The 24909-nt window shown below is 71.1% G+C and carries 21 protein-coding genes; 11 read left to right on the top strand and 10 right to left on the bottom strand.

Annotated features, from left to right (window positions below; translation table 11 throughout):
• The first annotated feature begins 194 nt into the window (after positions 1-194).
• Genes EAS64_RS09250 through EAS64_RS09235 form a run of 4 tightly spaced genes read left to right on the top strand, consistent with a single transcriptional unit; the run spans position 195 to position 4090 of the window.
• Positions 195-776: a TMEM165/GDT1 family protein gene (locus EAS64_RS09250; RefSeq protein ID WP_145852533.1), complete on the top strand. Its 582-nt coding sequence runs from the start codon at positions 195-197 to the stop codon at positions 774-776.
• A 59-nt stretch (positions 777-835) separates the two neighbouring features.
• Complete coding sequence (locus EAS64_RS09245; protein WP_145852532.1) at positions 836-2419, top strand: MFS transporter; 1584 nt, start codon at positions 836-838, stop codon at positions 2417-2419.
• Entirely contained in the window at positions 2397-2864 is a 468-nt protein-coding gene (locus EAS64_RS09240; RefSeq protein WP_222849156.1) for a MarR family winged helix-turn-helix transcriptional regulator, read from the top strand. Before EAS64_RS09245 ends, EAS64_RS09240 begins: the two co-directional genes overlap by 23 nt.
• 32 nt (positions 2865-2896) lie before the next feature.
• A complete protein-coding gene (locus tag EAS64_RS09235; RefSeq protein ID WP_145852531.1) occupies positions 2897-4090 on the top strand; it encodes a lactate 2-monooxygenase in 1194 nt (397 codons plus the stop codon).
• Positions 4091-4100: 10 nt separating this feature from the next.
• Here EAS64_RS09235 and EAS64_RS09230 read toward each other — a convergent pair whose 3' ends face one another.
• The 8 genes from EAS64_RS09230 to EAS64_RS09195 form a co-directional block, all read right to left on the bottom strand.
• The gene (locus EAS64_RS09230; protein WP_145852530.1) at positions 4101-4976 is read right to left on the bottom strand and encodes an alpha/beta fold hydrolase; all 876 of its coding nucleotides are present in this window, start codon (positions 4974-4976) and stop codon (positions 4101-4103) included.
• Positions 4977-5028: 52 nt separating this feature from the next.
• Entirely contained in the window at positions 5029-6246 is a 1218-nt protein-coding gene (locus EAS64_RS09225) for an SGNH/GDSL hydrolase family protein (protein ID WP_145852529.1), read from the bottom strand.
• Between the two features lie 229 nt (positions 6247-6475).
• Positions 6476-7282, bottom strand: coding sequence for a DUF1295 domain-containing protein (locus EAS64_RS09220; protein ID WP_145852528.1), 807 nt, complete (start codon positions 7280-7282; stop codon positions 6476-6478).
• Complete coding sequence (locus EAS64_RS09215) at positions 7279-8553, bottom strand: SAM-dependent methyltransferase (protein ID WP_145852527.1); 1275 nt, start codon at positions 8551-8553, stop codon at positions 7279-7281. The genes EAS64_RS09220 and EAS64_RS09215 overlap by 4 nt, the downstream gene beginning before the upstream one ends.
• Entirely contained in the window at positions 8550-9812 is a 1263-nt protein-coding gene (locus EAS64_RS09210) for an SAM-dependent methyltransferase (protein WP_246115602.1), read from the bottom strand. The genes EAS64_RS09215 and EAS64_RS09210 overlap by 4 nt, the downstream gene beginning before the upstream one ends.
• Positions 9809-10612 carry a DUF1365 domain-containing protein gene (locus EAS64_RS09205; protein ID WP_246115601.1) on the bottom strand — a complete coding sequence of 268 codons (804 nt, stop codon included), beginning with the start codon at positions 10610-10612 and terminating at the stop codon, positions 9809-9811. The genes EAS64_RS09210 and EAS64_RS09205 overlap by 4 nt, the downstream gene beginning before the upstream one ends.
• Positions 10609-11895, bottom strand: coding sequence for an NAD(P)/FAD-dependent oxidoreductase (locus tag EAS64_RS09200; RefSeq protein ID WP_145852526.1), 1287 nt, complete (start codon positions 11893-11895; stop codon positions 10609-10611). The genes EAS64_RS09205 and EAS64_RS09200 overlap by 4 nt, the downstream gene beginning before the upstream one ends.
• Positions 11883-13388, bottom strand: coding sequence for a TIGR01777 family oxidoreductase (locus EAS64_RS09195; protein ID WP_145852525.1), 1506 nt, complete (start codon positions 13386-13388; stop codon positions 11883-11885). The genes EAS64_RS09200 and EAS64_RS09195 overlap by 13 nt, the downstream gene beginning before the upstream one ends.
• 77 nt (positions 13389-13465) lie before the next feature.
• On the opposite strand from EAS64_RS09195, the gene EAS64_RS09190 reads away from it, so the two are divergent.
• Positions 13466-14230, top strand: a complete 765-nt coding sequence (locus tag EAS64_RS09190) for a B12-binding domain-containing protein (protein WP_145852524.1) — start codon at positions 13466-13468, stop codon at positions 14228-14230.
• A gap of 27 nt (positions 14231-14257) precedes the next feature.
• On the opposite strand, the gene EAS64_RS09185 is transcribed toward EAS64_RS09190, so the two are convergent.
• Entirely contained in the window at positions 14258-15493 is a 1236-nt protein-coding gene (locus EAS64_RS09185; RefSeq protein WP_145852523.1) for a PrsW family intramembrane metalloprotease, read from the bottom strand.
• A gap of 377 nt (positions 15494-15870) precedes the next feature.
• Here EAS64_RS09185 and tkt point away from each other — a divergent pair, with 377 nt between their 5' ends.
• From tkt to pgl, 5 genes are read left to right on the top strand one after another with little or no spacing between them, the layout of a single operon-like run.
• Complete coding sequence (gene tkt / locus EAS64_RS09180) at positions 15871-17877, top strand: transketolase (protein ID WP_439333593.1); 2007 nt, start codon at positions 15871-15873, stop codon at positions 17875-17877.
• Positions 17878-17937: 60 nt separating this feature from the next.
• Positions 17938-19044, top strand: coding sequence for a transaldolase (gene tal / locus EAS64_RS09175; protein WP_145852521.1), 1107 nt, complete (start codon positions 17938-17940; stop codon positions 19042-19044).
• A gap of 35 nt (positions 19045-19079) precedes the next feature.
• The gene (zwf, locus tag EAS64_RS09170) at positions 19080-20687 is read left to right on the top strand and encodes a glucose-6-phosphate dehydrogenase (RefSeq protein WP_145852520.1); all 1608 of its coding nucleotides are present in this window, start codon (positions 19080-19082) and stop codon (positions 20685-20687) included.
• Between the two features lie 8 nt (positions 20688-20695).
• Entirely contained in the window at positions 20696-21697 is a 1002-nt protein-coding gene (locus tag EAS64_RS09165; RefSeq protein WP_145852519.1) for a glucose-6-phosphate dehydrogenase assembly protein OpcA, read from the top strand.
• A gap of 11 nt (positions 21698-21708) precedes the next feature.
• On the top strand, positions 21709-22461 hold the full coding sequence (pgl, locus tag EAS64_RS09160) for a 6-phosphogluconolactonase (RefSeq protein ID WP_145852518.1): 753 nt from the start codon (positions 21709-21711) through the stop codon (positions 22459-22461).
• 33 nt (positions 22462-22494) lie between these two features.
• Here pgl and EAS64_RS09155 read toward each other — a convergent pair whose 3' ends face one another.
• Positions 22495-22941, bottom strand: coding sequence for a DUF1707 SHOCT-like domain-containing protein (locus EAS64_RS09155; protein WP_145852517.1), 447 nt, complete (start codon positions 22939-22941; stop codon positions 22495-22497).
• Between the two features lie 132 nt (positions 22942-23073).
• Between EAS64_RS09155 and EAS64_RS09150 the strand changes: the two genes are divergently transcribed.
• The gene (locus EAS64_RS09150; protein ID WP_187365805.1) at positions 23074-24738 is read left to right on the top strand and encodes a potassium channel protein; all 1665 of its coding nucleotides are present in this window, start codon (positions 23074-23076) and stop codon (positions 24736-24738) included.
• Positions 24739-24909: the final 171 nt, after the last annotated feature.

The following is a 24909-nucleotide window of genomic DNA, read 5'->3' as shown; positions in this document are numbered from 1 at the left end:
ACGAAGCGAAGGGGAGTAGCTCTTCAGCCGGACCGTCGACATGCTGGCCCTTTAACCAGGGCCCGGCGCCCGGGAGCCCATGCGGCTTGAGCGAGACCTTCAGGCCGATGCCGCATGCGCGCGCCGGGTGCCCCTTCTGCTTTTCTCCCGGGGGTTCGCACGGTGCGTTACGACCGAATGAGGAGCCCGTCCGGATGAGCCTGGCGATCGCCGCAACCGTCTTTGCCGTCATCTTCACGGCAGAGCTGCCAGACAAGACCGCACTCGCAAGCCTGATCCTTGGCAGTCGTTACCGGCCCACCTGGGTGTTCACCGGAGTCGCGGCCGCGTTCGCGGTGCACGTCGGGCTGGCCATCGCGGCCGGCAGCCTGCTTGCACTGCTGCCCCACCGTCCGGTCGAGTTCGTGGTCGCCGCAGCGTTCGCCATTGGCGCGATCCTGCTGCTGCGCGGCCGTCACGAGGAAGGCGGCGACGAGCACGTCGAACTGTACGGCAAGCCCTCGTTCTGGCGGGTCGCATGGACGGGCTTCGCGGTCATCCTCGTCGCCGAGTTCGGCGACCTCACCCAGATCGCCATCGCCAGTCTCGCCGCCCGCTACCACGACCCGCTGTCCGTCGGCATCGGCTCCGCCCTTGCGCTCTGGGCGGTTGCGGGCATCGCGATCGTCGGTGGCCGCGGCCTGCTGAAGGTCGTCCCGCTGACCTGGATCACCCGCATCGCCGCCGTCATCATGCTCGCCATGTCCGGCATCAGCCTGGCTGCCGCCTTCTCCTGACCCTTTGGACGCCACCGGGGCGGCGCGAGGCGATTTGCTTGTAGGGATACAATGAATATATGTCTACAACTAATCGGCGGCAGTGGCTGATCCTGTGCATCTGCTGCATGAGCCTGCTGATCGTTGGTACCGACGTCACGATCGTCAACGTGGCGCTGCCCGCCATCAGGCGCGAGCTTGGCGCCTCGGTGAGCGGCCTGCAGTGGTCCGTTGACGCGTACACCCTGGTGATCGGCAGCTTCCTGATGGCCGCGGGGTCGACGGCCGACCGCTTCGGTCGCCGACGCGTGTTCCAGGTCGGCCTGACCCTGTTCACCCTCGGCTCCCTGCTGTGCAGCCTGGCGCCAAGCGTGACGGCGCTCGTCATCTTCCGCTGCGTGCAGGCCCTCGGCGGTTCGATGCTCAACCCGGTCGCGCTGTCGATCGTGAGCAACACATTCACCGAGCGGCGGGCGCGGGCCAGGGCGCTTGGCGTGTGGGGTGCGGTCTTCGGCATCAGCCTGGCGCTCGGCCCCGTGCTCGGCGGGTTGCTCGTCACCAGCCTGTCCTGGCGGGCGATCTTCTGGATCAACATCCCCATCGGCATCGCCGCCATCATTTTGACGCAGCTGTTCGTCCCCGAGTCTAGGGCGGCCACGGCGCGCCGCTTCGACCCCTGGGGCCAGCTGCTTGTCATCGTCTTGCTCGGCACGCTGACCTACGGCGTCATCCAGGGACCCGGGGATGGCTGGGACTCGCCGGTGATCGTGGCGATGTTCGCGACCGCGGTCGCCGCCGCGGTCGCGCTCGTCCTCGTTGAGTCCCGGCGCAGGCAGCCGCTGCTTGAGGTGCGGTTCTTCCGCAGCGTGCCGTTCAGCGGCGCCAGCCTGATGGCCCTGCTCTCCCTCGGCGTGCTGGCCGGATTCCTGTTCCTGAACACCCTCTACCTCCAGGACGGCCGCGGCTACAGCGCGCTGCATGCCGGGCTGCTGACGCTCCCCATGGCCGTGATGATCATCGTGTTCGCCCCGGTCTCCGGCCGCCTGGTCGGCAGCAGGGGCCCGCGGCTGCCGCTCGTCGCGGCCGGGCTGCTGATGACGCTGGCCGCCGTGTTGCTGCTCCGGCTCGGCAGCGGCACGTCGACCGGCTACCTGCTTGGCTGCTATGTGCTGTTCGGCGTCGCGTTCGGCCTTGTTAACGCGCCGATCTCCAACACCGCAATCTCCGGCATGCCCAACAGCCAGGCCGGGGTGGCCGCCTCAGTCGCCTCCTCGAGCAGGCAGACGGGATCGGCGCTCGGCGTGGCGGCGGCGGGCTCGATCATCGCCGGGGCGTCCGGCTCCGGGCTCGCGTCCGCCAGCCACGCGGCATGGGCGCTGTTCGCCGCCTGCGGGCTCGCGGTCGCCGCGCTCGGCTACGTGTCCACGGGCCGGCGCGCGCTTGCCACGGCGGACCGGGTCCGTGCCATGCTGTCCGATGACGAGCCAGCCGGCCCAGCCGGGGACAGGCCCATCGGCACCGATCGGGGCGGGGTCACCGATACCGGCCGGGGCAAGGTCACCGGTACCGCCCGGGGCCGGGCCAGCGGCACCGCCCGGGGCAGGGTCACCGGCACCGCCCGGGGCAGAAAGGAACGCGACCGTGACGCGGCAATCGACCGGTGACGACGACAAGGCCGAACGCGTCTGGGCCGCCATGCGCAACCTCGTCGCGAGCCATCCGCGCAAAGAGCTGATCCGCCACGCACTTGACCTTGGCCGCGGTAGCGGCCGGGTCAAGTCGCTGATGTGGCTGTCCGAGGGGCCGCTGTCGCTGAGCGGCCTTGCCGAGGCCATTGGTGTGGACGCGCCGTATGCCACCCTCATCGTGGACAGCCTCGAGGAACGCGGCCTGGTAGAACGGCAGCCCGACCCGGAGGACCGGCGACGGAAGCTGGTCAGTCTCACTCCGGCCGGCACCGAGGCCGTCATCCGGGTGATCCAGATCGACAGGCAGGCGCCGCCCGGCTTCGCCGCGCTGAGCGCCGAGGAACTCGACTCCCTCCACGAAATGCTTCGCCGCGTGGCGGCCTGGCGCGCGCCCGCGCCCGGCGATGGCGAGCCGGGGTAGGGCGCTACGATCGCGCGCATGAGGAATCCCGGATGAACGAGCCTGCCGCGCAGCCCGCCGCGCCGTACGGCGACTTCCAGCTCGAGATCTACCTGGCCGGGCTTGGCGGGACCGTGCCCACCCTGCCGGTGTCCTTCGCCGAGCTCGAGTCGCGCGCCGCGCAGGCGCTGCCGCCCTCGGTGCTGTCCTACGTGGCGGGCGGTGCGGGCGACGAGCATACCCAGCGCGCCAACGTGGCCGCGTTCCGCCAGTGGGGCCTGATGCCGCGGATGCTGGTCGGCGCGTCCCGCAGGGACCTGTCGGTGGACCTGTTCGGCCTGCGGCTGCCGTCGCCGGTGTTCCTCGCACCGATCGGCGTCATCGGCCTGTGCGCCCAGGACGGGCACGGTGACCTGGCCACCGCCGAGGCCGCGGCCAGGATGCGCGTGCCGATGGTCGCCTCCACGCTGTCCGCCGACCCGATGGAGGAGGTCGCGCCCCGGCTCGGCGAGACCCCTGGTTTCTTCCAGCTGTACACGCCGACCGACCGCGAACTCGCCGAGAGCCTGGTGCACCGCGCGGAGCGGGCGGGCTTCACGGCCATCGTGGTCACCCTGGACACCTGGATCACCGGCTGGCGGCCCCGCGACCTGGCCACCAGCAACTTCCCGCAGCTGCGCGGCATGTGCCTGGCGAACTACACCTCGGACCCGGTGTTCCGCTCCCGGCTCGCCCAGACGCCAGAAGAGAACCCGATGGCCGCCGTCGCGCACTGGGCTGGCGTGTTCGGCAATCCGCTGACCTGGGACGACCTACCCTGGCTGCGCTCGCTGACGCGGCTGCCGCTGATACTCAAGGGAATCTGCCATCCCGATGACGCGCGCCGCGCGATCGCCGCGGGCGCCGACGCCGTCTACGTCTCCAACCACGGCGGCCGCCAGGCCAACGGCGGCCTGCCCGCCCTCGACTGCCTGCCCGGCGTCGTCGAGGCCGCGGCGGGACGCCCGGTGCTGTTCGACTCGGGCGTCCGTTCCGGTGCGGACATCATCAAGGCGCTCGCACTCGGCGCGACCGCCGTCGGCATCGGCCGCCCCTACGCCTACGGGCTCGCACTCGGTGGCGCCAGGGGCATCGAGCATGTGCTGCGCACCCTGCTCGCCGAGGCCGACCTGATCATGGCCGTGGACGGGTATCCCGCCCTCGCCGACCTCACCAAGGACGCGCTGCGCAGGGTCACCGCAGTCTGAGAGGCGCGCGCTACAGGTGCGCGGCCAGCCAGGCGTGCACGTCGCCGACGTGCTTCTGCAGCAGGGTCAGGTGGCCGTCATCGTCAAGCAGCCGCGCGTCCACGCCGGGGATCTGCCCGGCGAGCCAGGCGCCGTGCGACTGCGGCACGAACTGGTCGTGCTGGCCGTGCAGCAGCAGCACGGGCACGGCGATGTCCGACAGCTCGAACCCCCACGGCCTGACCATCGCCAGGCTGTCGGCCCAGTAGCCCTCGGGACCCGGCGCGAGGCCGTCGCGCATCGTGAAGGCGAGGTACTCGGCCAGGTCCCCGGTGAGCACGGCGGCGTCCACCGGGGTGAGCAGCGACGCCATCGCCGCGGCGATGTCGCTGCCGGTCACCTCCCGCATCTCCGCCCACTCCCGCTTGTGCTTTTCCACGGCGGCCGCCTCGTCGGAGATGATCAGCTGCACGTCCTCGACGTTGTCCTCGCCCATCCCCGCGAAGTAGTCGCCGATGCCGTCGGCCGGGTAGGGCGCGGGTGAGGCGAGCGATGCCGCGGCCGCGACCAGGTCAGGCAGCAGCGCCGCACACGCCAGCACGTGCGGGCCGCCGCCGGAGATGCCCCAGGTCCCGATCCGCTCGAAACCGAGCGCCGCGCAGATCGTCCGCACGTCGGCCGCGACGTCGGCGATCGTCCGTTCTGGCTGCGGCGTCGAGCCGCCGTAGCCCGGCCGGTCCCAGCAGACCAGCCGCAGCCCCCGCGCGGCCGCGTCGGCGACGATCGGCGGGTACAGGTGCCGCGAGTTCGGCGTTCCCATGTGCAGCAGCAGCGGCTTGCCCGCCGGATCGCCGAGGTCCTGGACCGCGAGGGTCCGCCCGTCCGGCGTGGTGATCTCGTGCTCCATCGCGCCTCCGCCCTGCACCGCCGCGCCCGGTCACGCGGCCTTATGCCGCATCCTACGCAGCGGGGCCTGAAGCCACCCGTTCTTCTCCCCCGGCCCCGGTGAGCGCGGCGAGGTCGACCGACGCGGCGATGGCGAGGTAGCCGTCGTCGTTGGGATGGAGGTGGTCGCCGCTGTCGTAGCCGGGCAGCAGCCGCCGCGGGTGCCGGGGGTCGCGCAGCACCTGGTCGAAGTCGGCGACGCCGTCGAACGCGCCGCTCCACCTGATCCAGTCGTTGACCGCCTCGCGCAGCCGGTTGCCCGCGTGGCTGTAGTACCAGGCGCCCTCGTGCGGCTGCAGGGTCGCGCCGACGATCCGCAGGCCGCGGGAGTGCGCCAGGCCGATCAGCCGCTGGTAGGCGCCGGTGACCTCGCCGAGCGGCAGGTCAGGCCTGGTGGCCACGTCGTTCGTGCCTTCCCAGAGGATGACGGCGCGTACTCCCGACTGCCCGGCTGCGTCCCTGAGAAACCGGTCGAGCGCGCTCTGCCCCGACGTCCCCGCGTCGGCGAGCAGCTTATTGCCGGCGATGCCCGCGTTGAGCACGGACATGCGCTCGCCTGGCGGCAGCTGGCGCAGCCGGCGGGCGAGCAGGTCCGGGTAGCGCCCGTTGGCGTCCAGGGTGGAGGCGACGCCGTCCGTGGTCGACGGGCCGAATGCCACCACCGCGCCGCGCACGGTCGCGTTGCGCACGTCGACGCCGTCGAGGAAAAACCATGACGTGCTCTGCTGCCCGAAGGACCCGCGGCCCTGGTCGGCGCCGTGGTCGCCCGCGGCCGAACGGTAGCTGGTGCTGAGCGCGGCGGGATGCCAGGTCGCCGGGCCGGTTGGGGCCGCGAAATAGAGGGAGACCGCCAGGTCGGCGCCGTCGTCAACGGACAGCGTCACCGGATCGCTCCACACGCGCTCGCCGACGGGGATGGTCACGGCTTGGTCGCCGCCGAAGGTGACGGCGCGCGTCGTGCCCGGGACGGTCGCCGCCCCGGCAAGGCGGACCGCGACATGCGCGCCGCCCAACCGCAGCGGCCGCTCGCCGAACACATTCGACAGCCGGATCCTGACGGCGCTGCCGCCAACGGCCGCATGGATGATGTTCCTAATCGTCTGGTCGCGGAACCCGGACCGCGACCGCCCGGTCGGCGCTGGAACCACGTGCGCGCAGCTCCACGTGCCAAGCCATCCCTCGCCGCTTGCCACGGCCGGCGCGGCCTGAGTCGAGCTCCGTCGCGTCGTCATGCGCACTCCATGGGCACGGCCGGTCTACCCGGATTGTCTGACACCCCGCGCGGAAAGGCATACCCAGCCGACGATCCGATGAACCCTATAGAACAGGTAGAAATAGTTGTCTTACGGCCAGCGAGGTTCAGCCGAGGTCGGCATGCGGTGCCGGATCGCCAGGTCGCGGGTGAAGAGCACGATCGCGGTCTCCATCACTGCCCGCGCCTGGTCCGCGCCTGCGTCGCTGTCAGCGTGATGCCCGCGACCTGCGCCGGGGCAGCGGGATGAATCCGCTCGTCCGTGCGGCGTAGTCAGCGTAGTCCGGGCGGGATCGCGCCATCCGATTGTCGGTGAGCCGCTGGCCGGTGCCCCGGGTCAGCACGAAGGTCATCAGCAGCGGTGAGATCACGGTCAGCAGCTGGATGGGGGCGGCGTAGCTGATGAGGAACAGTCCCCACCACATGCAGGCGTCGCCGAAGTAGTTCGGATGCCTGGTGTACCGCCACAGGCCGCGGTCCATGATCTTCCCCCGGTGGGCTGGATCCGCCCTGAAGCGCGCGAGCTGCCAGTCGCCGACCGTCTCGAAACAGAACCCGACGAGCCAGAGCACGCTGCCGATCGCGGTGACCGCGCCGGCCGGGCCGCGCTGGACCATGCCAGCGGGCAGCGGCAGGCACGCCAGGTACAGGCTGAGCAGCTGCGGCAGGTAGACCACGCGCAGCGCGTAGGAGTTCCGGTTGCCTGGCGCGCGGTCAAGCAGCTCTCGGTATCGTGGGTCCTCCCCGGCGCCCCGCGCCCGCACGGCCACGTGCACCGCGAGCCGGATTCCCCAGATGACCGCCGCGCCGAATAGCAGCAAGCGGCGGACCGGATCACCGTGACCGGCCGAGGCGAGGAAACCGGCCGCGCCCGCCACCGCGATACCGGCGCCCCAGGACACGTCCATCACGCTGTGCCTGCCGGTCCTGGCGCCGACAGTGAACGTGACCGCCACCAGCACGAGCAGCGCTCCGGCGGTGATCAGGGCCGTGAGGCCGAACGAGCCCGCCGTCATTCGCGCCTGGCCGCGAGTATCTGGTCGACGCCCATCCGGCCCTCTTCGAAGGCCAGCGCACCGCCCGCCAAGTAGAGCCGCCACAGCCGGGCGCGCTCCTGCCCGATGATGGCCTCGACGGCGGGGAGATTCCGTTCCAGGTTGTAAAGCCATGCCCTGATGGTCCGCACGTAATGCGGCCGCAGCGCCTGGACGCCGAGCACCTCGAGCCCAGAATCCTCAAGCAGCCCGATCGTCTCCCCAACCGGCCGCATGTGCATGTCGGCGGCGACGTACGACTCGATGAAGGCGCCGCCGCCGGGGGCGCGCCTGCCTCGCGACATCTGCTGGATGAGCAGCCGGCCGCCTGGGCGCAGCAGGCCGTGCAGCGCCGCGCAGAAGGCGGGGTAGCCGTCGGCGCCCACGTGCTCGCCCATCTCAACGGACGCGATCGCGTCGTACGGCCCGCCCGCGGTTTCCCGGTAGTCCTGGATCAGCACCCGGGCCCGGTCGGCGAGGCCGAGCCCGAGCAGCCGCTCTCGGGTATGCCCGCCCTGCTCGGCGGAGAGGGTGACCGCGGTGACCTGGGCCCGGCGCGACGCGGCGTGGACGGTGAGGGACCCCCAGCCGCAGCCCATGTCGAGCAGGGAGGCATCCGGGCCGAGCCTGAGCTTGCCGCAGATCAGGTCTAGCTTGTCGCGCTGGGCGTCGGCGAGGCCGTAGCTGGGGTCGTCGCTCGTCCAGTACCCGGATGAGTAGGCCATGGAGGGATCGAGAATCAGCTGGAAGAACGAGACGGGCAGGTCGTAATGACCGGCGATCACGGCCCGGTCCCTTGCCTGGCTGTGCGGGCGGCCCGAGTGTCTGATTTCGGAGTCAGGCGGCGAGGGCGGGAGGCCGAGTACGCCGAGTCGGCTTGCCGCGAGCGCCGCCGCCGCCGCGGCATCGGCCCACCGGCCGGGGCTCCAGCCCGACCACCTTCCCCGGGCCGCACGGCCGGACCGCGCTGCCCCGGCCGCGCGCAAGGCTCGGCGGAGCCCGTCAGTGAGGTCACCTTCGACATCGAGGTCGCCGCTGACGTAGGCGCGCGCGAGCCCGAGCTCTCCTGGCCGCCATAGCGCGCGGCGCAACGCGAGCGGTGAGCGCAGCACCACGGTGGGCGCGCCGGCCGGCCCGGCCTCGCTCTCGTCCCAGGCACGCACCCTTACCGGGAGGTCCACGCCGGCCTGGGCGGCCGCCCAGGCGATCGTCGTCGCGGCGCCGGGCTTCCTGGTCGCGCCACGCGTGCTCATGGCCGCTCCAGGGTGAGCTGGCTGACGTCCAGGTAGCCGGCGCGGAAGCCGGCCTCGGCGTAGCACAGGTAGAACAGCCACATGCGAGCGAAAACCTCGTCGAAGTCGAGCGCGGCGACCTCGTCCCTGCGGGCGATGAAGCGATCCCGCCAGATCCGCAGCGTCTGCGCGTAGTGGGCGCCGAAGTCATGCCGCTGTACGACCCGCAGCCGGGTGCTGCGGCGCAGGCTGTTCTCGATCGCAGTGACCGAGGGAATCAGGCCGCCTGGGAAGATGTACTTCTGAATCCAGGTGTAGCTGCCCCTGCTTGCCATCATCGCGTCGTGCGGCATCGTGATCGCCTGCAGCGCGACCCGGCCGCCCGGTGCGAGCAGGTGATCGAGCTGGGCGAAGTAAGTATCCCAGTAACGCTCGCCGACCGCCTCGATCATCTCCACCGAGCAGATGACGTCGTACTCGCCTTCCACGTCCCTGTAATCGCGCAGCTCCACGCTGACCTGCCCGGACAGCCCTGCCTCGGCCACCAGCCGCGCCGTGTGCTCGTGCTGCCGCTCGGAAATCGTGACCGTGCGGACCACGGCACCGCGCTGTGCCGCCTGGATCGCCAGCCCGCCCCATCCGGTGCCGATCTCAAGCAGCCGGCAGCCCGGTACCACCCGCGCCTGGTCGAGCAGCCGGCCGATCTTGCGGCGCTGTGCCTGCCCGAGCATCCGGCCGACTGGCGACCCGTCGGCAGTGGTCTCGAACAGGGCCGAGGAATACGTCATCGTCTCGTCGAGGAAAAGGGCGAAGAACTCGTTAGACAGGTCGTAGTGGCGGCCGATGTTGCGGCGCGCGCCCTTCCTGGTCTGCTCGTCCGCGGCCGGCTGCCCGCGCATCGCCAGGCGGCGCAGCCGCGCAAGCGGTGACGGCACGAGATTGCCGACGTGCGAGGCGAAGACGGTCAGCAGGCCGGTCAGGTCCTCGCAGTCCCACTCGCCTGCCAGGTACGACTCACCGAATCCGATGAGGCCGCCCGCGCCGAGGCGAGTGAAGAAGGCACCGGGATCGTGGACCGTCATGAGCGGCGCGGAGGCGGGCCCCGCGCCGAGCTGGCCGCTGCCGGACAGCCGGACGCGGATGGGAAGCCGGGCCGCCGCCGCGCAGAACAGCGCGCGGGCGATCTGCCCGCGCATCGCGGAACCGCGCGCCACGGCGACATCTGGCCACCGGACTGGGTCGATGACCCAGTCGGCGTCTTGCTTGATGCTGGTTATCACTGGACTCCCTCTTGCGGATGGCGCGCAGGTCGCGGCACCGGCCGCAGCCCGCGCGCGTACAACTTGATCCCCTGCCACCTGATCCGCGCCGACACCATCACGGTGGAGCAGGGATGCCGCACGGTGGCTCGCAACAGTGCTAGCCGGGTGGCCGGCACGGCGGCGCCGCGCACGCTGGCGGCGAACAGGTACCCGTTCGGCCGGTGCAGGGTGATGCTGAGCGCCAGCCGCTGCGCCGGCCGCGGCAGGCTCATCTGATACCAGCCGTCGACCGGGTGGTACGGGGAGACGTAGAGCTCCTTGCCGGCCCGTGCGCGGCCCTGGCCGTCGGTGTGCAGCAGGTAGGCGTGAAGCTGCCCGTAGGTGTTGTGCACCTCCGCGATCACGCAGTCAAGCGTGCCGTCCGCCCGATGACACCAGTACACGGACAGCGGGTTGAATACGTAGCCGAGCACCCGGGCGTGGGCGAGCATCAGCACCTGGCCGCCATCCAGGTCGACGCCGCGGGTGCGCAGGAACTCGTCGACGTTCTCCCGGATGCTGCGCCCCGGGTCGCCGAGGTGATCAGGAGCGCCGAATCCGGCGAGCAGTGACCGCCAGCCGCCGGGCCGCGGCAGCTTGTCGATGTCAACGAGCCACTCATACGTGCGGTAGCTGAACACGTTGCGCAGCGGCGTGGGCCTGGCGTGGACGATCCGGCATTCGTAGAGCACCGCGCCCTCGGCAAGCGGCCGGTCCCGGCCTGCGCGCCCGCCACCGCGGCGACGGCCGACGAGGGACGGAGTGGCGGCGCTGGTCACCAGACACCGCCCAGGGCTAGCGCGGCGGCCGCGCCTGCCCGGCAGCCGTCCTCGTGGAAACCCCAGCCGTGGTAGGCGCCAGCGAACGCCGTGACCGAGGTGTTCAGGCCAGGTAGCCGAGCCTGCGCGGCGACCGACTCGGCGGTGTAGGCCGGATGGTCATAGTCCATCACGGCAATGACGCGCGACGGGTCGACGTCCCGGCTGCCGCCAAGCGTGACGATATAGTCCTGGTCCGGCGGCAGGCCCTGCAGCCGATTCAGGTAATAGCTGACCCGGGCTGGTACCGAGGCTTGCCCGTCATCGCAGCTGAGGGTGTAGTTCCAGGCTGCGCGGACCGCCGCACGCGCCGGCAGCAGCCGGGCGTCCGTGTGCAGTACCGCCTGGTTGGGCGTGTAGCGGAACGCGCCGAGCACCGACCGTTCCGCCTCGGTGGGCGGGTCGAGTAGCCGCAGCGCCTGATCGGGGTGGGTGGCGATGACCACCGCGTCGAAGTCGAGCTCGGCGCCTGAGGCGTCCCGCACCGTGACCCCGTCGGGGTGGCGGCGGACCGAAAGCACCGGGGACGACAGCCGCACCCGCGCAAGCGTGGCCGCGATCCGCTCGACGTAGCGCCGGGACCCGCCGGTCACCGTCCGCCACTGCGGCGACCCCGAGACCGACAGCATGCCGTGGTTGGCGAGGAAGGCGAACAGGTACCCGGCCGGATATGCCAGGGCCAGGCCCTGCGGGCACGACCACACCGCCGCGACGAGCGGCGCAGCGAAGTGCTCCGTGAAGTACGCAGAGAAGCCGCCTTCGCGCAGGAAATCGCCGAGCGAAGGGCCGTCGGCCGGCACTTGCCCAGCCGCACCCGCCGCCAGCAGCCGGCGGCCAGCCCGGTGGAACCTCGGAACGTCGGCGAGCATCCGCAGGTACCGCTGGCCGCCCCCGGGCAGGCCCGCGCCGACCCCGGCCAGGCCGCGTTTGCCCGCGTACTGCACGCCACAGGCGGAGCAGCTGACCGACATGCTCATCTCCGCGGCCTGCGTCGCCACGTCGAGCTCGGCGAACAGCCGGGTCAGCAGCGGGTACGTCCGCTCGTTGTAAACGATGAACCCAGTGTCCACGGGTACCCGCCGGCCGCCGGACAGCGCGGCCAGATGCGTGTCGGCGTGCCCGCCGAGCCGGACGGCGGCCTCGAAAAGGGTCACCTCGTCGGTGCGCGACAGGATGTAGCCTGCCGTGAGCCCGCTGATGCCGCCCCCGATGACGGCGATCCTGCGTCCGGTCACCCTTTCCACCGCTCATCCCCAGCTGTCATGTGATCTCCCGCCCGTCTTCCTCGTGGTAGCCACGCGCCTTCATTCGATGGCCGCCGGTCTTCAGATTGGTGCTGCTTGAGTCGGGCGTGACGGTTGCCCGGCACGCTGGCTGGCGGACGGCGAGGTACCTCGCCGTCGCGGTCGCGGCCGAGGACGTGCCGCAGCGCACCCTCAAGGCCCGGGTACCGGAACGGGTGGCCTGCAGCGGCCAGCACCGCCGGCTGGACGCGCTGGCTCGCCGTCGCCAGTTCCCTGGCTCCCTCGGCGCCGAGCATCAGCCGCGGCCCGGTGGCGGGGACCGGGACCAGCGCCGGCCTGCCGAGCACGTGGCCCAGGGTGCGCGCGTAGTCGGCGTTCCGTGCCTGCGCAGGTGCCACCGCGTTCACCGGTCCGGCCATGGCGGGATCAGTGACCGCGCGTAGGTAGATGTCCAGCAGGTCGTCGATCTCGATCCAGGGAAGCCACCCTGTGCCGTCGCCGATCGGGCCGCCGAGCCCCGCGGCGAACAGCGGGCGGAGCAGCCGCAGCATGCCGCCGCGCGGGGTCTGCACGATGCCGGTGCGCACCTGGACGGATCTGATTCCCGCCGCCGCGGCGGGGGTCGCCGCGTCCTCCCAGGCGGCGGCTACGTCGGCCAGGAACCCCTCGCCTCGGCCGCTGTCCTCGGTCAGGATCTCGTCGCCGCGGTCGGCGCCGTAGAACCCCGCCGCCGACGCCGTCACGAAGGCGCCAATGCCTCCCGTTGACCTGGCCGCCAGCGCGGCGAGCGCACGAGTCGGGCCGATCCTGCTCGACCAGATCTCGCTCTTGCGCTCCGGGGTGAAGCGGCCGCCGATCGGGGCGCCCGCGAGGTGGATTACCGCGTCCGCACCGGCTAGCAGACCCGGGTTTGGAGCGTCAGGCCGCCACTCACGCTCGTCGTCATCGCGGGCGGGCCGGCGGACCAGCCGGATCACCCGGTGGCCTCCGGTCGTCAGCAGCGCGGCGAGCGCGGTGCCGACCACACCGCCCGACCCGGTCAGCGCGATCGTCAGCGGCCGCGGGCACAGTGCGGCGGCCCGAGCGTGCGCGGCCAGGTCTGCCGCGAGCTGCCGGTGCCGGTAACCGAACATCGACCGCAGCGCCCACGCGGGAACCGGCGTGGAGACGACATCGGTCATCAGGGTGCCGCCGGCGCTTCCTGGCGCGAACAGGTGGGCGTGCCGCCAGCGGAGCGCGGTCCCGAGCGGTGGCAGCAGCTCGTCAGCGAACTGGCGCCCGGCCTGGTAGGCGTCCGGGTCGTGGCCGGCCACCCAGCGCAGGCCGCCTGGCAGTATCAGCACCGCCCGCCCATCGCGGACCGAAGGTGCCTCCCGCGCCACGCGCGCCGGCTGCCATGGCGGCATCAGGCGCGTGATGGCCCCCGGCCGGGTGTGCCAGGCGAACACCTCAGCGGGCTCCGCGAGCACCACACTTGAGTACGTGAGTCCCATATCCGTGCCGCCTCCTTCGGTCCGCGACATTTAATCAATACTAAACTACACTAAAAGCTGGAGTTGGGAAGGACGCCATGCAGCTACGTGATGCGGCCGAGACGCTCGGCGTGCACTACCAGACCGCCTACGGCTGGGTGCGCCAGGGCACGCTGCCCGCGCGCAAGACGCCACGCGGCTACGAGGTGGACGAAAGCGACGTTCGCGAGCTCGCCGCACTGCGGGCGGCGGGCGACGAGCCGCCGCGCGAGGTCCGGGTCAGGAACTGGGCGGCGCAGGCGGACCGGCTATACGCGGCCCTCGCGGCGGGGGACGAGGCGCAGGCCAGGCATGACCTGGCGCGCCTTGACCCTGGGGTGCCGCTGAGCGTGCTGTGCGATCAGGTGATCGCCCCGGCGCTGCGCCGGCTCGGCGCGGGGTGGGCCACCGGACAGGTGTCGATCGCCGCCGAGCACCGAGCGACCGCGATCTGCGAGCGGCTCATCGCCACCAGGGTGCACCAGCCGCAGGGCCGCCCCCGGGGCGTCGCGGTGACCGCGACGCCACCGGGCGAGCGGCACGCGCTTCCGGCCTTGATGGCGGCGGCCTGCCTGCGCGAGGACCACTGGCAGGTGCACCACCTGGCCGCCGATCTGCCCGCAGCCGAGGTCATCGCCATCGCGGCGGAGACCGGGGCGACCCTCATCGTGTTGTCGTCGGCCACCGCGAGCGCGGTCAGTGCCGCCGCGAGCGAAGCCAGGGAAATTGGCGTGCTGCTTCCGGCGGTGCGGGTACTGGCCGGCCGCCCGGGGGACACGCTCGCGCGGCTGCGCGAGCTTGCGAGGTCCGCCGACAGCTCGTGACCTGGCGGCACGGCGGGAAGGCGCGCCTCAGGCGGAGTGCTGGTCCTGGGTGAAGGCGGTGGCGGACGCCGCCCAGGGGGCGGGCGAGACGGGCGCGTGGCCGGGAACCCGCTGGGCGAAGGCGCGCCTGGCGACGGCCATCAGGGACAGCAGTGAGTGCTCGCGGGCGGCGAACGCGTTGAAGTCGAGCACGCCGCGGTCGGCCTTGGCGCGGGCCAGGGCGAGTTCGGTCGCGGCGAGCTGGTAGTCAGACATCGCGGCGGAGGCGCCAAGGCCGCCGATGCCGCGCGCCCAGGCGCGGGCGAGGCGCCGCTCGCGCAGCGAGGCGAGCATCGCGATGTCGTCGTCGGTGATCAGCCCGGTCCGCTCGTAGCCAGGCAGGCAGTGCCGGATCAGGCCGATCATCCGGCGCCTGTCGGCGACCAGGATCACCAGCAGCGCGACGAGCACGCAAGACATGATCAGGTAGGCCGCCACCAGGCCCGCCGTGCCGTACAGCGACAGGCCGTTCCAGGTGCCGTGCAGGATCATCGCCGCGAGCAGGCCGAGCCCCACCGCCCACGGCGCGCCGCCCCTGCGGCTCGCCGCGTAGGCGACGCCGAGCCCGGTCATCGAGGTGAATATCGGGTGCAGCAGCGGCGAGACCAGGCCGCGCAGCACGAACGTGTAGCCGAGCAGCTCGATGCCGCCGCGTTCCGGTGTGACGAACGCGTTGATGTAGTACCCGACGTTCTCGATCATCGCGAAGCCGAGGCCGACCATGGCCGCGTAGATGATGCCGTCGGTCGGTCCGTCGATCTCGGCGCGACGGCGCCACAGCAGGCCGATGAGGACCAGGCCCTTCAGCGTCTCCTCGACGACCGGCGCGCCGAACGTGGCCGCCACGTACTCACCGTTCGTCGCGCCGAGCGCGGGCATGGTGACGTACTCCAGGTCGGCGGTGTTGACGATCAGCGCGGTCAGCGCGGCGATCCCGGCGCCCCAGCCGAAGGCGAAGGCCAGGTTGGCACGCGGTTCCGGCTCGAGCCTGTCCATCCACAGCACGAGCGCCACGAGCAGCGGCACGGGCAGCAGGGCGAGCGGCAGCGCGATGGCGAACGGCGTGGCGCCCTCGCCCGCGGTGAAGGACTGCGTCGCGTCGATGCCAAGCGCGACGATCGCGCAGGTCGCGGTGACCGCGATGCCGACGATGAATCCGACAGGCGTCCGGCCCGGGGGACGGCCGGCGAGGATCGCCTGGGGATCCCGCCATGAGTCGGTCATAGGCGGAAGCATACTGTCCAGGCCCGCCGTCACCGGGTGCGCGGCAACCCGGTGACAGCACGCGGCGCGCATATAAATTGGTCTAGACCGGTGGCGTTAGGTGGTCTAGACCAAAGATCCGGTGAACCTTGTATAAACGGTCTCCCCGGCCGTTGCGCCGCTAGCGTGTCGGGATAGGCTCTTCAACGTGGCATGGTGGCCACGGGGGACTTCGCCGTGCCCGCGTTCCGCCGCGCACTCGAGCCTTTCCGCCGTTACCAGGCGGACGCCAGAGAAGAAGTCGTGCAGAAGGGATCTGTGACATAACGGTGAGCAACCACGCCCTTGACTGGACGGCCGCGGACAAGCGGGCCGTCGACCTGGTCCGCGTCCTCGCGATGGACGCCGTGCAGAAGGCGGGCAACGGTCACCCCGGCACCGCGATGTCCCTTGCGCCCGCCGCCTACCTGCTCTACCAGCGGGTGCTCCGGCACGACCCGGCCGACCCGAAGTGGCCGGGCAGGGACCGGTTCGTGCTGTCCTGCGGCCACTCCTCGCTGACCCTGTACATCCAGCTGTACCTGTCTGGGTACGCGGTTTCGCTCGACGACCTGAAGGCCTTCCGCACCTGGGGCTCGATCACCCCCGGCCATCCCGAGCACGGGCTGACCGCGGGCGTCGAGACCACGACCGGCCCGCTCGGCCAGGGCCTGGGCAACGCGGTCGGCATGGCGATGGCGGCGCGCCGCGAGCGCGGGCTGCTCGACCCCGATGCCGCGCCCGGAGAGTCGCCCTTTGACCACTTCGTCTACTCGATAGTCTCCGATGGCGACATCGAAGAGGGCATCACCCACGAGGCGTCCGCGATCGCCGCGGTGCAGGAGCTCGGCAACCTGGTTGTCATCTACGACGACAACCACATCTCGATCGAGGACGACACGGTAGTCGCCAAGTCCGAGGACGTCGGCGCCCGCTACGAGGCGTACGGCTGGCACGTGCAGCACGTCTCCTGGGTGACCGACAGCGGCTACCAGGAGAACGCCCAAGCGCTGTACGACGCGCTCGAGGCTGCCAAGGCCGTCACCGACAAGCCGTCCTTCATCGTGCTGCGCACGATCATCGGCTGGCCCGCGCCGAACAAGCAGAACACCGGGGCCGCACACGGCTCCGCGCTCGGCGAGCCCGAGGTCAAGGCGACCAAGGAGATCCTCGGCTTCGACCCGGCCGTGACCTTCCCTGTCGAGGAAGAGGCGCTGCACCGCGCCCGCGAGGTCGCCGCCAGGGGCAAGGCGCTGCACGCGGAGTGGGACGCATCGTTCGCGGACTGGGAAGAGGCCAATCCGGAACGGGGTCGTCTCTTCGCCCGGCTGTCCTCCCGTTCCCTTCCCGAGGGCTGGGGAGCCGCCCTGCCGGAGTTCCCCGCCGATGCCAAGGGCATCGCCACCCGGAAGGCGTCGGGCGAGGTGCTGAGCGCGCTCGCGCCGGTGCTGCCTGAACTGTGGGGCGGCTCGGCCGACCTGGCCGAGTCCAACCTCACCACGATGAAGGGCGAGCCGTCCTTCCTCCCGGCCAACCGCCAGTCCGCGATGTGGCCGGGCAACCCCTACGGGCGGACGCTGCACTTCGGCATCCGGGAGCACGGCATGGGCGCCATCCTGAACGGCATCGTGCTTTCCGGCCTCACCCGCCCCTACGGCGGCACGTTCCTGCAGTTCAGTGACTACATGCGCGGCGCGGTGCGGCTGGCCGCGCTGATGGAGCAGCCGGTCACGTACGTGTGGACGCACGACTCCATCGGCCTGGGCGAGGACGGCCCGACGCACCAGCCGGTGGAGCACCTGTGGTCGCTGCGGAACATCCCCGGCCTCGACGTGGTCCGCCCCGGTGACGCGAATGAAACGGCGATCGCGTGGAAGACGATCCTGGAGAAGACCGACCGCCCGGCCGGCCTGTGCCTGTCGCGACAGAACATGCCGACGTTCGACCGGACCGAGTTCGCTTCGGCCGCGGGCGTCGCCCGTGGCGCGTACGTGCTCGCTGACGGTTCTGACGTGATCCTGATCGGGACCGGCTCCGAGGTACAGATCGCCGTGGCGGCACGGGAACTGCTCGCCGCGGACGGCATCTCGGCGCGGGTTGTGTCGATGCCGTGCGTGGAATGGTTCAAGGAGCAGGACGCTTCCTACCAAGAGGAGGTGCTTCCGATGGCGATCCGGGCCCGGGTCTCGGTCGAGGCGGGCATCACTCCCCCGTGGAAGCTGTTCGTCGGCGACGCCGGTGAGTCAGTCGGCATCGACCACTACGGTGCTTCCGCCGCGGAGTCGGTGCTCTACAAGGAATTCGGCATCACCGCGGAGGCCGTCGCGGCCGCCGCGAGGACCTCCATCGCGAAGGCGCGGGGCTGAGCGCGAAGCCCGCAGACCCAGTGCCTCAGAAAAGCTAGAGACGGAAGGAACGCGGTCACAATGACTGACGTACTCGGGGAACTCACCCAGGCCGGCGTGTCGGTCTGGCTCGACGACATCAGCAGGGAGCGGCTGCGCTCCGGCAACCTGGAGTCCCTGGTCAGGGACTTCCATGTGCGGGGCGTGACCTCCAACCCCACCATCTTCGCCAACGCGCTCGCCAAGGGCAACGCGTATGACGACCAGATCAAGGACCTGGCCATCCGCGGCGTCACCGTCGAGGAGGCGTCCCGGATGATCACCACCTATGACATCCGCTGGGGCGCGGACGTGCTCCGCCCGGTCTACGACGCCTCCGGCGGCGTCGACGGGCGGGTGTCCATCGAGGTCGACCCGCGCCTCGCCCTCGACACGGAGAAGACCGTCGCCGAGGCTCGCCAGCTATGGTGGCTGGTCGACCGGCCGAACGTGTTCATCAAGATCCCGGCGACCGCCGCGGGCATCCCCGCGATCACCGCGACGCTGGCGCAGGGCATCTCCGTCAACGTGACGCTGATCTTCTCACTCGAGCGCTACGGCGAGGTCATCGACGCCTACCTGGCCGGCCTCGAGCAGGCCGTGGAGAACGGGCACGACATCGCGACGATCGCGTCGGTCGCGTCGTTCTTCGTGTCCCGGGTGGACACCGAGGTCGACAAGCGCCTGACGGCCATCGGCACCCCAGAGGCGCTGGCGCTGAAGAGCAAGGCGGCGATCGCCAACGCGCGGCTCGCCTACGAGCTGTACGAGCAGAAGCTGGACACCCCGCGCTGGCAGGCGCTCGCCGCCAAGGGCGCGAAGGTGCAGCGGCCGCTGTGGGCCTCGACCTCAACGAAGGACCCGTCGCTGCCCGACACGCTCTACGTGGTCAACCTGGTGGCCGCCGACACGGTCAACACCATGCCGGAAGCGACGCTGCACGCCACCCAGGACCACGGCGTGCTGCAGGGCGACACCGTGCACGGCACCTACGACGAGTCCCGGGCGCTGTTCGCCAAGCTTGAGGCGCTCGGCATCAGCTACGACGACGTGACCAAGGTTCTCGAGGACGAGGGCGTCTCGAAGTTCGAGGTCTCGTGGGGCGAGATGCTCGCCACCATCAAGAACGAGCTCAACCTGAACTCGTAACCGGATCGGGCTAGGACCTACAGGAGGATCCGCTTATGGACGTGCCGAACGCCGGCACCCGGGGGCCGGCGCCGGCGAACCCGGGGGTGATCGCGGCGTCGGGCGACCCCGTCAATCCGTTGCGCGACCCGCGAGACCGCCGGATCCCGCGGGTCGCCGGCCCGTGCGTCATGGTGATGTTCGGTGTCACCGGAGACCTGGCGCGCAAGAAGCTCATGCCCGCCCTGTACGACCTGGCCAACCGGGGCCTGCTGCCGCCCGGATTCTCGCTGGTCGGCTTCGCCCGCAGGGACTGGGAGCACGAGGACTTCCAGCAGATCACCTATGAGTCGGTCAAGGAGCACGCGCGCACCCCGTTCCGTGAGACGGTGTGGCAGCAACTCCAGGAGGGCGTGCGGTTCGTCCCCGGCGAGTTCACCGACGACGCCGCGTTCGACCAGCTGGCGGAGACCGTCCGCCAGCTGGACCACGAGCGCGGCACCGGCGGCAACTACGCGTTCTACCTGTCCATACCGCCGAAGTTCTTCCCCACTGTGGTGGAGCAGCTCAAGCGGTCGGGCCTGTCCGATCCCGGGCCCGCCGACGAAGCGGGACACACGCCGTGGCGCCGGGTCGTGATCGAGAAGCCGTTCGGGCGCGACCTGGAGACGGCCAAGGAGCTCAACGACATCGTGGACGCGGTCTTCCCCGCCCACTCGGTGTTCCGCATCGACCACTACCTGGGCAAGGAGACCGTCCAGAACATCCTGGCGCTCCGCTTCGCCAACTCGCTGTATGAGCCGATCTGGAACCGCGGCTACGTGGACCACGTGCAGATCACCATGTCCGAGGACATCGGGATCGGCGGCCGCGCCGGGTACTACGACGGGATCGGCGCCGCCCGCGATGTCATCCAGAACCACCTGCTGCAGCTGCTAGCGCTGACCGCGATGGAGGAGCCGGTGTCGTTCGACGCCGACTCGCTGCGCCAGGAGAAGGAGAAGATCCTGTCCGCCGTCCGGTTGCCCGCCGACCTCGCCCAGGGGACGGCGCGCGGCCAGTACTCGGCCGGCTGGCAGGGCGGCCGCCAGGTGGTTGGTTACCTGGAGGAGGAGGGCATCCCCGCCGACTCAAGGACCGAGACTTACGCCGCCGTGCGGCTGTCCGTCGACACGCGGCGCTGGGCGGGTGTCCCGTTCTACCTGCGCACCGGCAAGCGGCTCACCCGGCGGATGACCGAGATCGCGCTGATCTTCCAGCGGGCGCCGCACCTGCCGTTCGCGGCCACCGACACCAAGGAACTCGGCAAGAACATGCTGGTGATCCGCGTCCAGCCGGACGAGGGCGTCACCGTGCGGTTCGGCTCCAAGGTGCCGGGCTCGGCGATGGAGGTCCGCGACGTGAACATGGACTTCGCCTACGGCGAGTCGTTCACCGAGTCCTCGCCCGAGGCCTACGAGCGGCTGATCCTCGACGTGCTCATCGGCGATCCGCCACTGTTCCCGCGCCAGGAAGAGGTCGAACTGTCCTGGCGCATCCTGGACCCGATCGAGCAGTTCTGGGCCGAGAACACCAAGCCGGAGCAGTACGGGTCAGGCTCGGCCGGGCCCGCGTCCGCGGACGCGATGATGGCCCGCGACGGCCGCACCTGGCGCAGGCTGTAGGAGAACTCATGACCATCGACCTCACGGACACCACCACTGGCGCCATCGACCAGGCGCTGACCGAGGCGCGGCGGCGGCTCGGCGGCATGACGCTCGGCATGGTGCTCACGCTCATCATCGTGACGGACGAGGCGGCGCAGTACGACGCCATCCGGGCCGCCAACCAGGCGGCCCGCGAGCACCCGTGCCGCATCCTCACGGTCATCAGCCGCAAGCCGAAGGCGGACTCGCGGCTCGACGCCGAGATCCGGGTCGGCGAGGCCTCGCCGGGCGAGACGATCGTGCTGCGCATGTACGGCATGCTCGGCCAGCACGCCGACTCGGTCGTCGCGCCGCTGCTCGTTCCTGACGTCCCCGTGGTGACCTGGTGGCCCGACTTCGGCCCCGAGGTCCCCGCCAAGCACCCGCTCGGCGCGCTCGCGCAGCGGCGGGTGACCGACGCGGCGACCGCCGAGGAGCCGCGCGCGGTGCTCGCCGCGCTCGCCGCGGCCTACCAGCCCGGCGACACGGACTTCGGCTGGACCCGGTCCACCCCGTGGCGCTCGCTGCTCGCCGCGACCTTCGACCAGCCGCACCCGGCCATCAGCGCGGGCGAGATCGCGGCCGAGGAGGACAACCCGACAGCGGACCTGATCGCGGCCTGGCTCGAGCTGCGGCTGAACGTTCCGGTATCCCGCACCGTCTCCGGCGGTCCCGGCATCACCGCGGCGCTGTTCGCGACGGCCGAGGGCGAGATAAGGATCACCAGGACCGACGGCAGGACGGCCACGCTGTCCTGGCCGGGACGGGTCGACCGGATGGTCGCGCTGCACCGGCGCGACACGGAAGAGCTGCTCGCCGAGGAACTGCGCAGGCTCGACCCGGACGAGGTCTACGCGGAGACGCTCCAGCGCGTGCTCGCGTCACCGCCCACCTCGGCCACGCTGGCCGATGAGTCGCCAGAGGCGGACGCCGCCGACGCCGTTGACGGGGCTGATGGCGCCAGCGTCACCGTGGCCGACGGCGAATAGGGAGGCTTTTCTTGTCCGTTCCCGAGGTCCTCATTCATGCCAGCGGTGACCTGCTCGCCAGCGCGGCCGCCGCGCGCACCGTCACCGCGATGGCCGACGCGATCGGCGCCGCCGGGCACGGCCACCTGGTGCTGACCGGCGGCGGGATCGGCACGAAGGTCATGGCGGCGATCGCCGCCGCGCCCGCCAGGGACGCTGTCGACTGGCGCCGTGTCGACTTCTGGTGGGGCGACGAGCGGTTCGAGCCGACCGGCGACCCGGAGCGGAACGAGACCGGCGCCAGGGCCGCGCTGCTCGACCATCTCGGCGTGGACCCCGCGCGCGTGCACACGGTCGCGGGGCCCGACGGTCCCGACGGCGATGACCCGGATGCGGCCGCCGCCAGGTACGCCGCGGAACTGGCCGCCGCGGCCGCCGACGGCGCGCTCGTCCCCGCCTTCGACGTGCTGATGCTCGGCATCGGGCCGGAGGGGCACGTCGCCTCCATCTTCCCCGACTCCCCCGCCGCGCGCGCCGGCGGTTCCGTGGTCGCGGTCCGCAACTCCCCCAAGCCGCCGCCTACCCGGATCTCGCTCACCTTCGGCGCCATCCGTGCCGCTCGCGAGGTCTGGATCCTGGCGAGCGGCGAGGAGAAGGCCGAGGCGGTCGCCCTGGCGGTGACCGGGATCAGCCAGGACAAGCTCCCCGCGGCGGGCGCCCGCGGCACGGAGCGCACCCTGTTCCTGCTCGACGAGGCCGCGGCGGGCAAGCTGCCGCGCGCCTAGGCCGCGGCCGGCGCCGGGATAGCAGCGCCAGTGTCAGTGGCGGCGGATCGAGGCCGAGATCGACACGAGCACGACCACGACGATGAACAAGAACACCATGCCGGGCGCGAGCGTGCCGTGGGAGACGAGCAGGATCCAGACCGCCAGCGGTATGAGCACCCCTATCGGACTGCGGCGCCGCCGCACCGGGAGTTCCTGCGGGTCATCGGTTGGTGCCGGCGCGGGCAGTGGCCGGTGGAGGGGCATGGGGGCTTGCGGTTCCGGATGGCGCCCCGGCACATCCGTACCGAGCAGCGGCTGCGTCGGCAGGTCGATCGTGAGCCTACGCAGATCGCCCCAGGTCTTGCTGGCATAGGCGGCCGACATCCGCTCGTCGAATTCCTCGATGTCCAGCCGGCCGGCCGTGTAGGCCTCCCGCAGCGCGGCTACGACAACATCCCGGTCAGCGTCCGAGGCGCGAATGGGGTCATCGGTGGCCATGGGCAGTACTTCCCCTCGGGAGGCAGGCCTTTTCCATGGTACAGCGCCGGCTCCCGGCGCTCCTCACCCGATGCCGATGGACTTGGCATCACCGGCCGCATGGGGGATAAACGGCTCCAATATGATCTGGCCATGCCCCCGCCCCCCATGACCGGGAGTCACTTCATCGTCTGCGGCGACAATCCGCTCGCCCACCGCATCGCAAGCGAACTGACTCAGCGGTACGGCGAGGAAGTCGTCATCGTGCTTCCCGACAAGCTCAAGGACCACGGACCGCAGATCGCCGCGCTGCCCGGTGTCACCGTCCGCGAGCACGCCACGCTCGCCGGCGAGGCGTTCACCGACGCGGGGATCGCCACGGCCCGGGCGCTTGCCCTCGTCGGCACCGATGACCTGGCGAATTTCCACGCGGCGCTGCGCGCACAGGAACTCAACCCGGACCTGCGGCTGGTCGTCGCCGCCTATAACCGACGGCTCGGCGATCACATCACCGGCTTCTTCCGCGACTGCACGGTGCTGTCGCGCAGCCAGCTGGCCGCCCCGGCGCTAGTCGCCGCTGCCCTCGGCGACGTGGCGCCGAGCCATGTGCGGGTGTCCGGCCAGACGCTGTTCGTGGCCAGGCGCGGAGACGTGCAGGCGGGGCAGGTGCTGTGCGGGCTCGCCGTCACCGACGACCTGGGTGACACCACGCGGATCGTCGCACCGGAAGATCTGGGCGATGACGGTGACCTGGTGCTCGCCGTGGCGGACGGGACGCCGCGGGACCCGCTCGCCAGGGAGCGCCACCCCGTGCGCGGCGCGCTGCGGATGACCATGCGGCTGCTGTGGAACAAGTTCGGCGTCACGTTCACGGTCCTCGTAGCGCTCGCACTGGCCGGCTTCGTCCTGCTCGCCGCCTCGGACCACGAGCCGGGCGACGTGCTCTACCTCGGTGTCATGGACATGACCGGGTCCGCGCTGACCAGCGTGAAAAACCACATTGCTGAGAAGATCGCGCAGATCCTGCTGACGGTCGACGGCATGGCGCTGCTCCCCCTGGCCACCGCGATCATCGTCGGTGCCCGGCTGACCGGCTCGATCCGCGGTGAGCCACGGGCGCGCGGCGGCCACGTGATCATCGTGGGCGGCGGCGATGTCGGGACCCGGGTGGCCGGGGCCCTGTACGACCTCGGCTTCGACTTCGCCGTCATCGACCAGGACGCCAAGGCCAGGGGCATCGCGTTCGCGCGCGCCAAGGGCATGCCCGTGGTGATCGGCGACGCGCCGAGCGAGCGGACGCTGCGCCGGGCAGGTCTTGACGGCGCGATCGCGCTGATCTCGGCGACGAGCAGCGACATCGTCAACCTGGAGACCGCGCTGCAGGCCAGGGCGCTGCGCGGCGAGGACTTGCGGATCGTGCTGCGCCTGTTCGACGACGACCTCGCCCAGCGGGTGACCCAGACGCTCGGCGGCAACGTGGTCTCCCGGTCGGTCTCCTACCTGGCGGCACCCGCGTTCGCGGTCGCGATGCTCGAGCACAAGGTGCTGCGGACCATCCCGGTCGGCAGGCACGTCCTGGTAATCGCCGACGTGCGCGTGGAGCCGGGCTCTGACCTCGCTGGCCGTCCCCTCGCCGACCTGGAGGGGAACGGACTCGCCCGGGTGCTCGCGCTTGCCGAGCACGGGACGCCGCGGTTCGACTGGACACGGCGCCGCGACCGCCGGCTCGCCGTCGGTGACCGGGTGATCGTACTCGCCACCCGCGCCGGATTGTCCACCTTCCTGGCAGGCAATCGCCCGCCAGTGGTCACGGCTTAAATATTGTTAAAATCCGAAAATTTCGTTAATTTCTGACAAATGGCCTTTGACCCGCTATGCGGAGAATAGCGGGCTATCGGGGCATAAGAAATCATCCGTCACTTTGTGCTATCCAGCCTCAATTTTTTCTGGCATGCCAACCTATCGCGGTAGACTAACCAGAGAGTTACG

The organism is Trebonia kvetii, assembly GCF_007827045.1.
GTDB classification, from domain to species: Bacteria; Actinomycetota; Actinomycetes; order Streptosporangiales; family Streptosporangiaceae; genus Trebonia; species Trebonia kvetii.
This window is presented reverse-complemented; position numbering and strand designations above follow the sequence as displayed.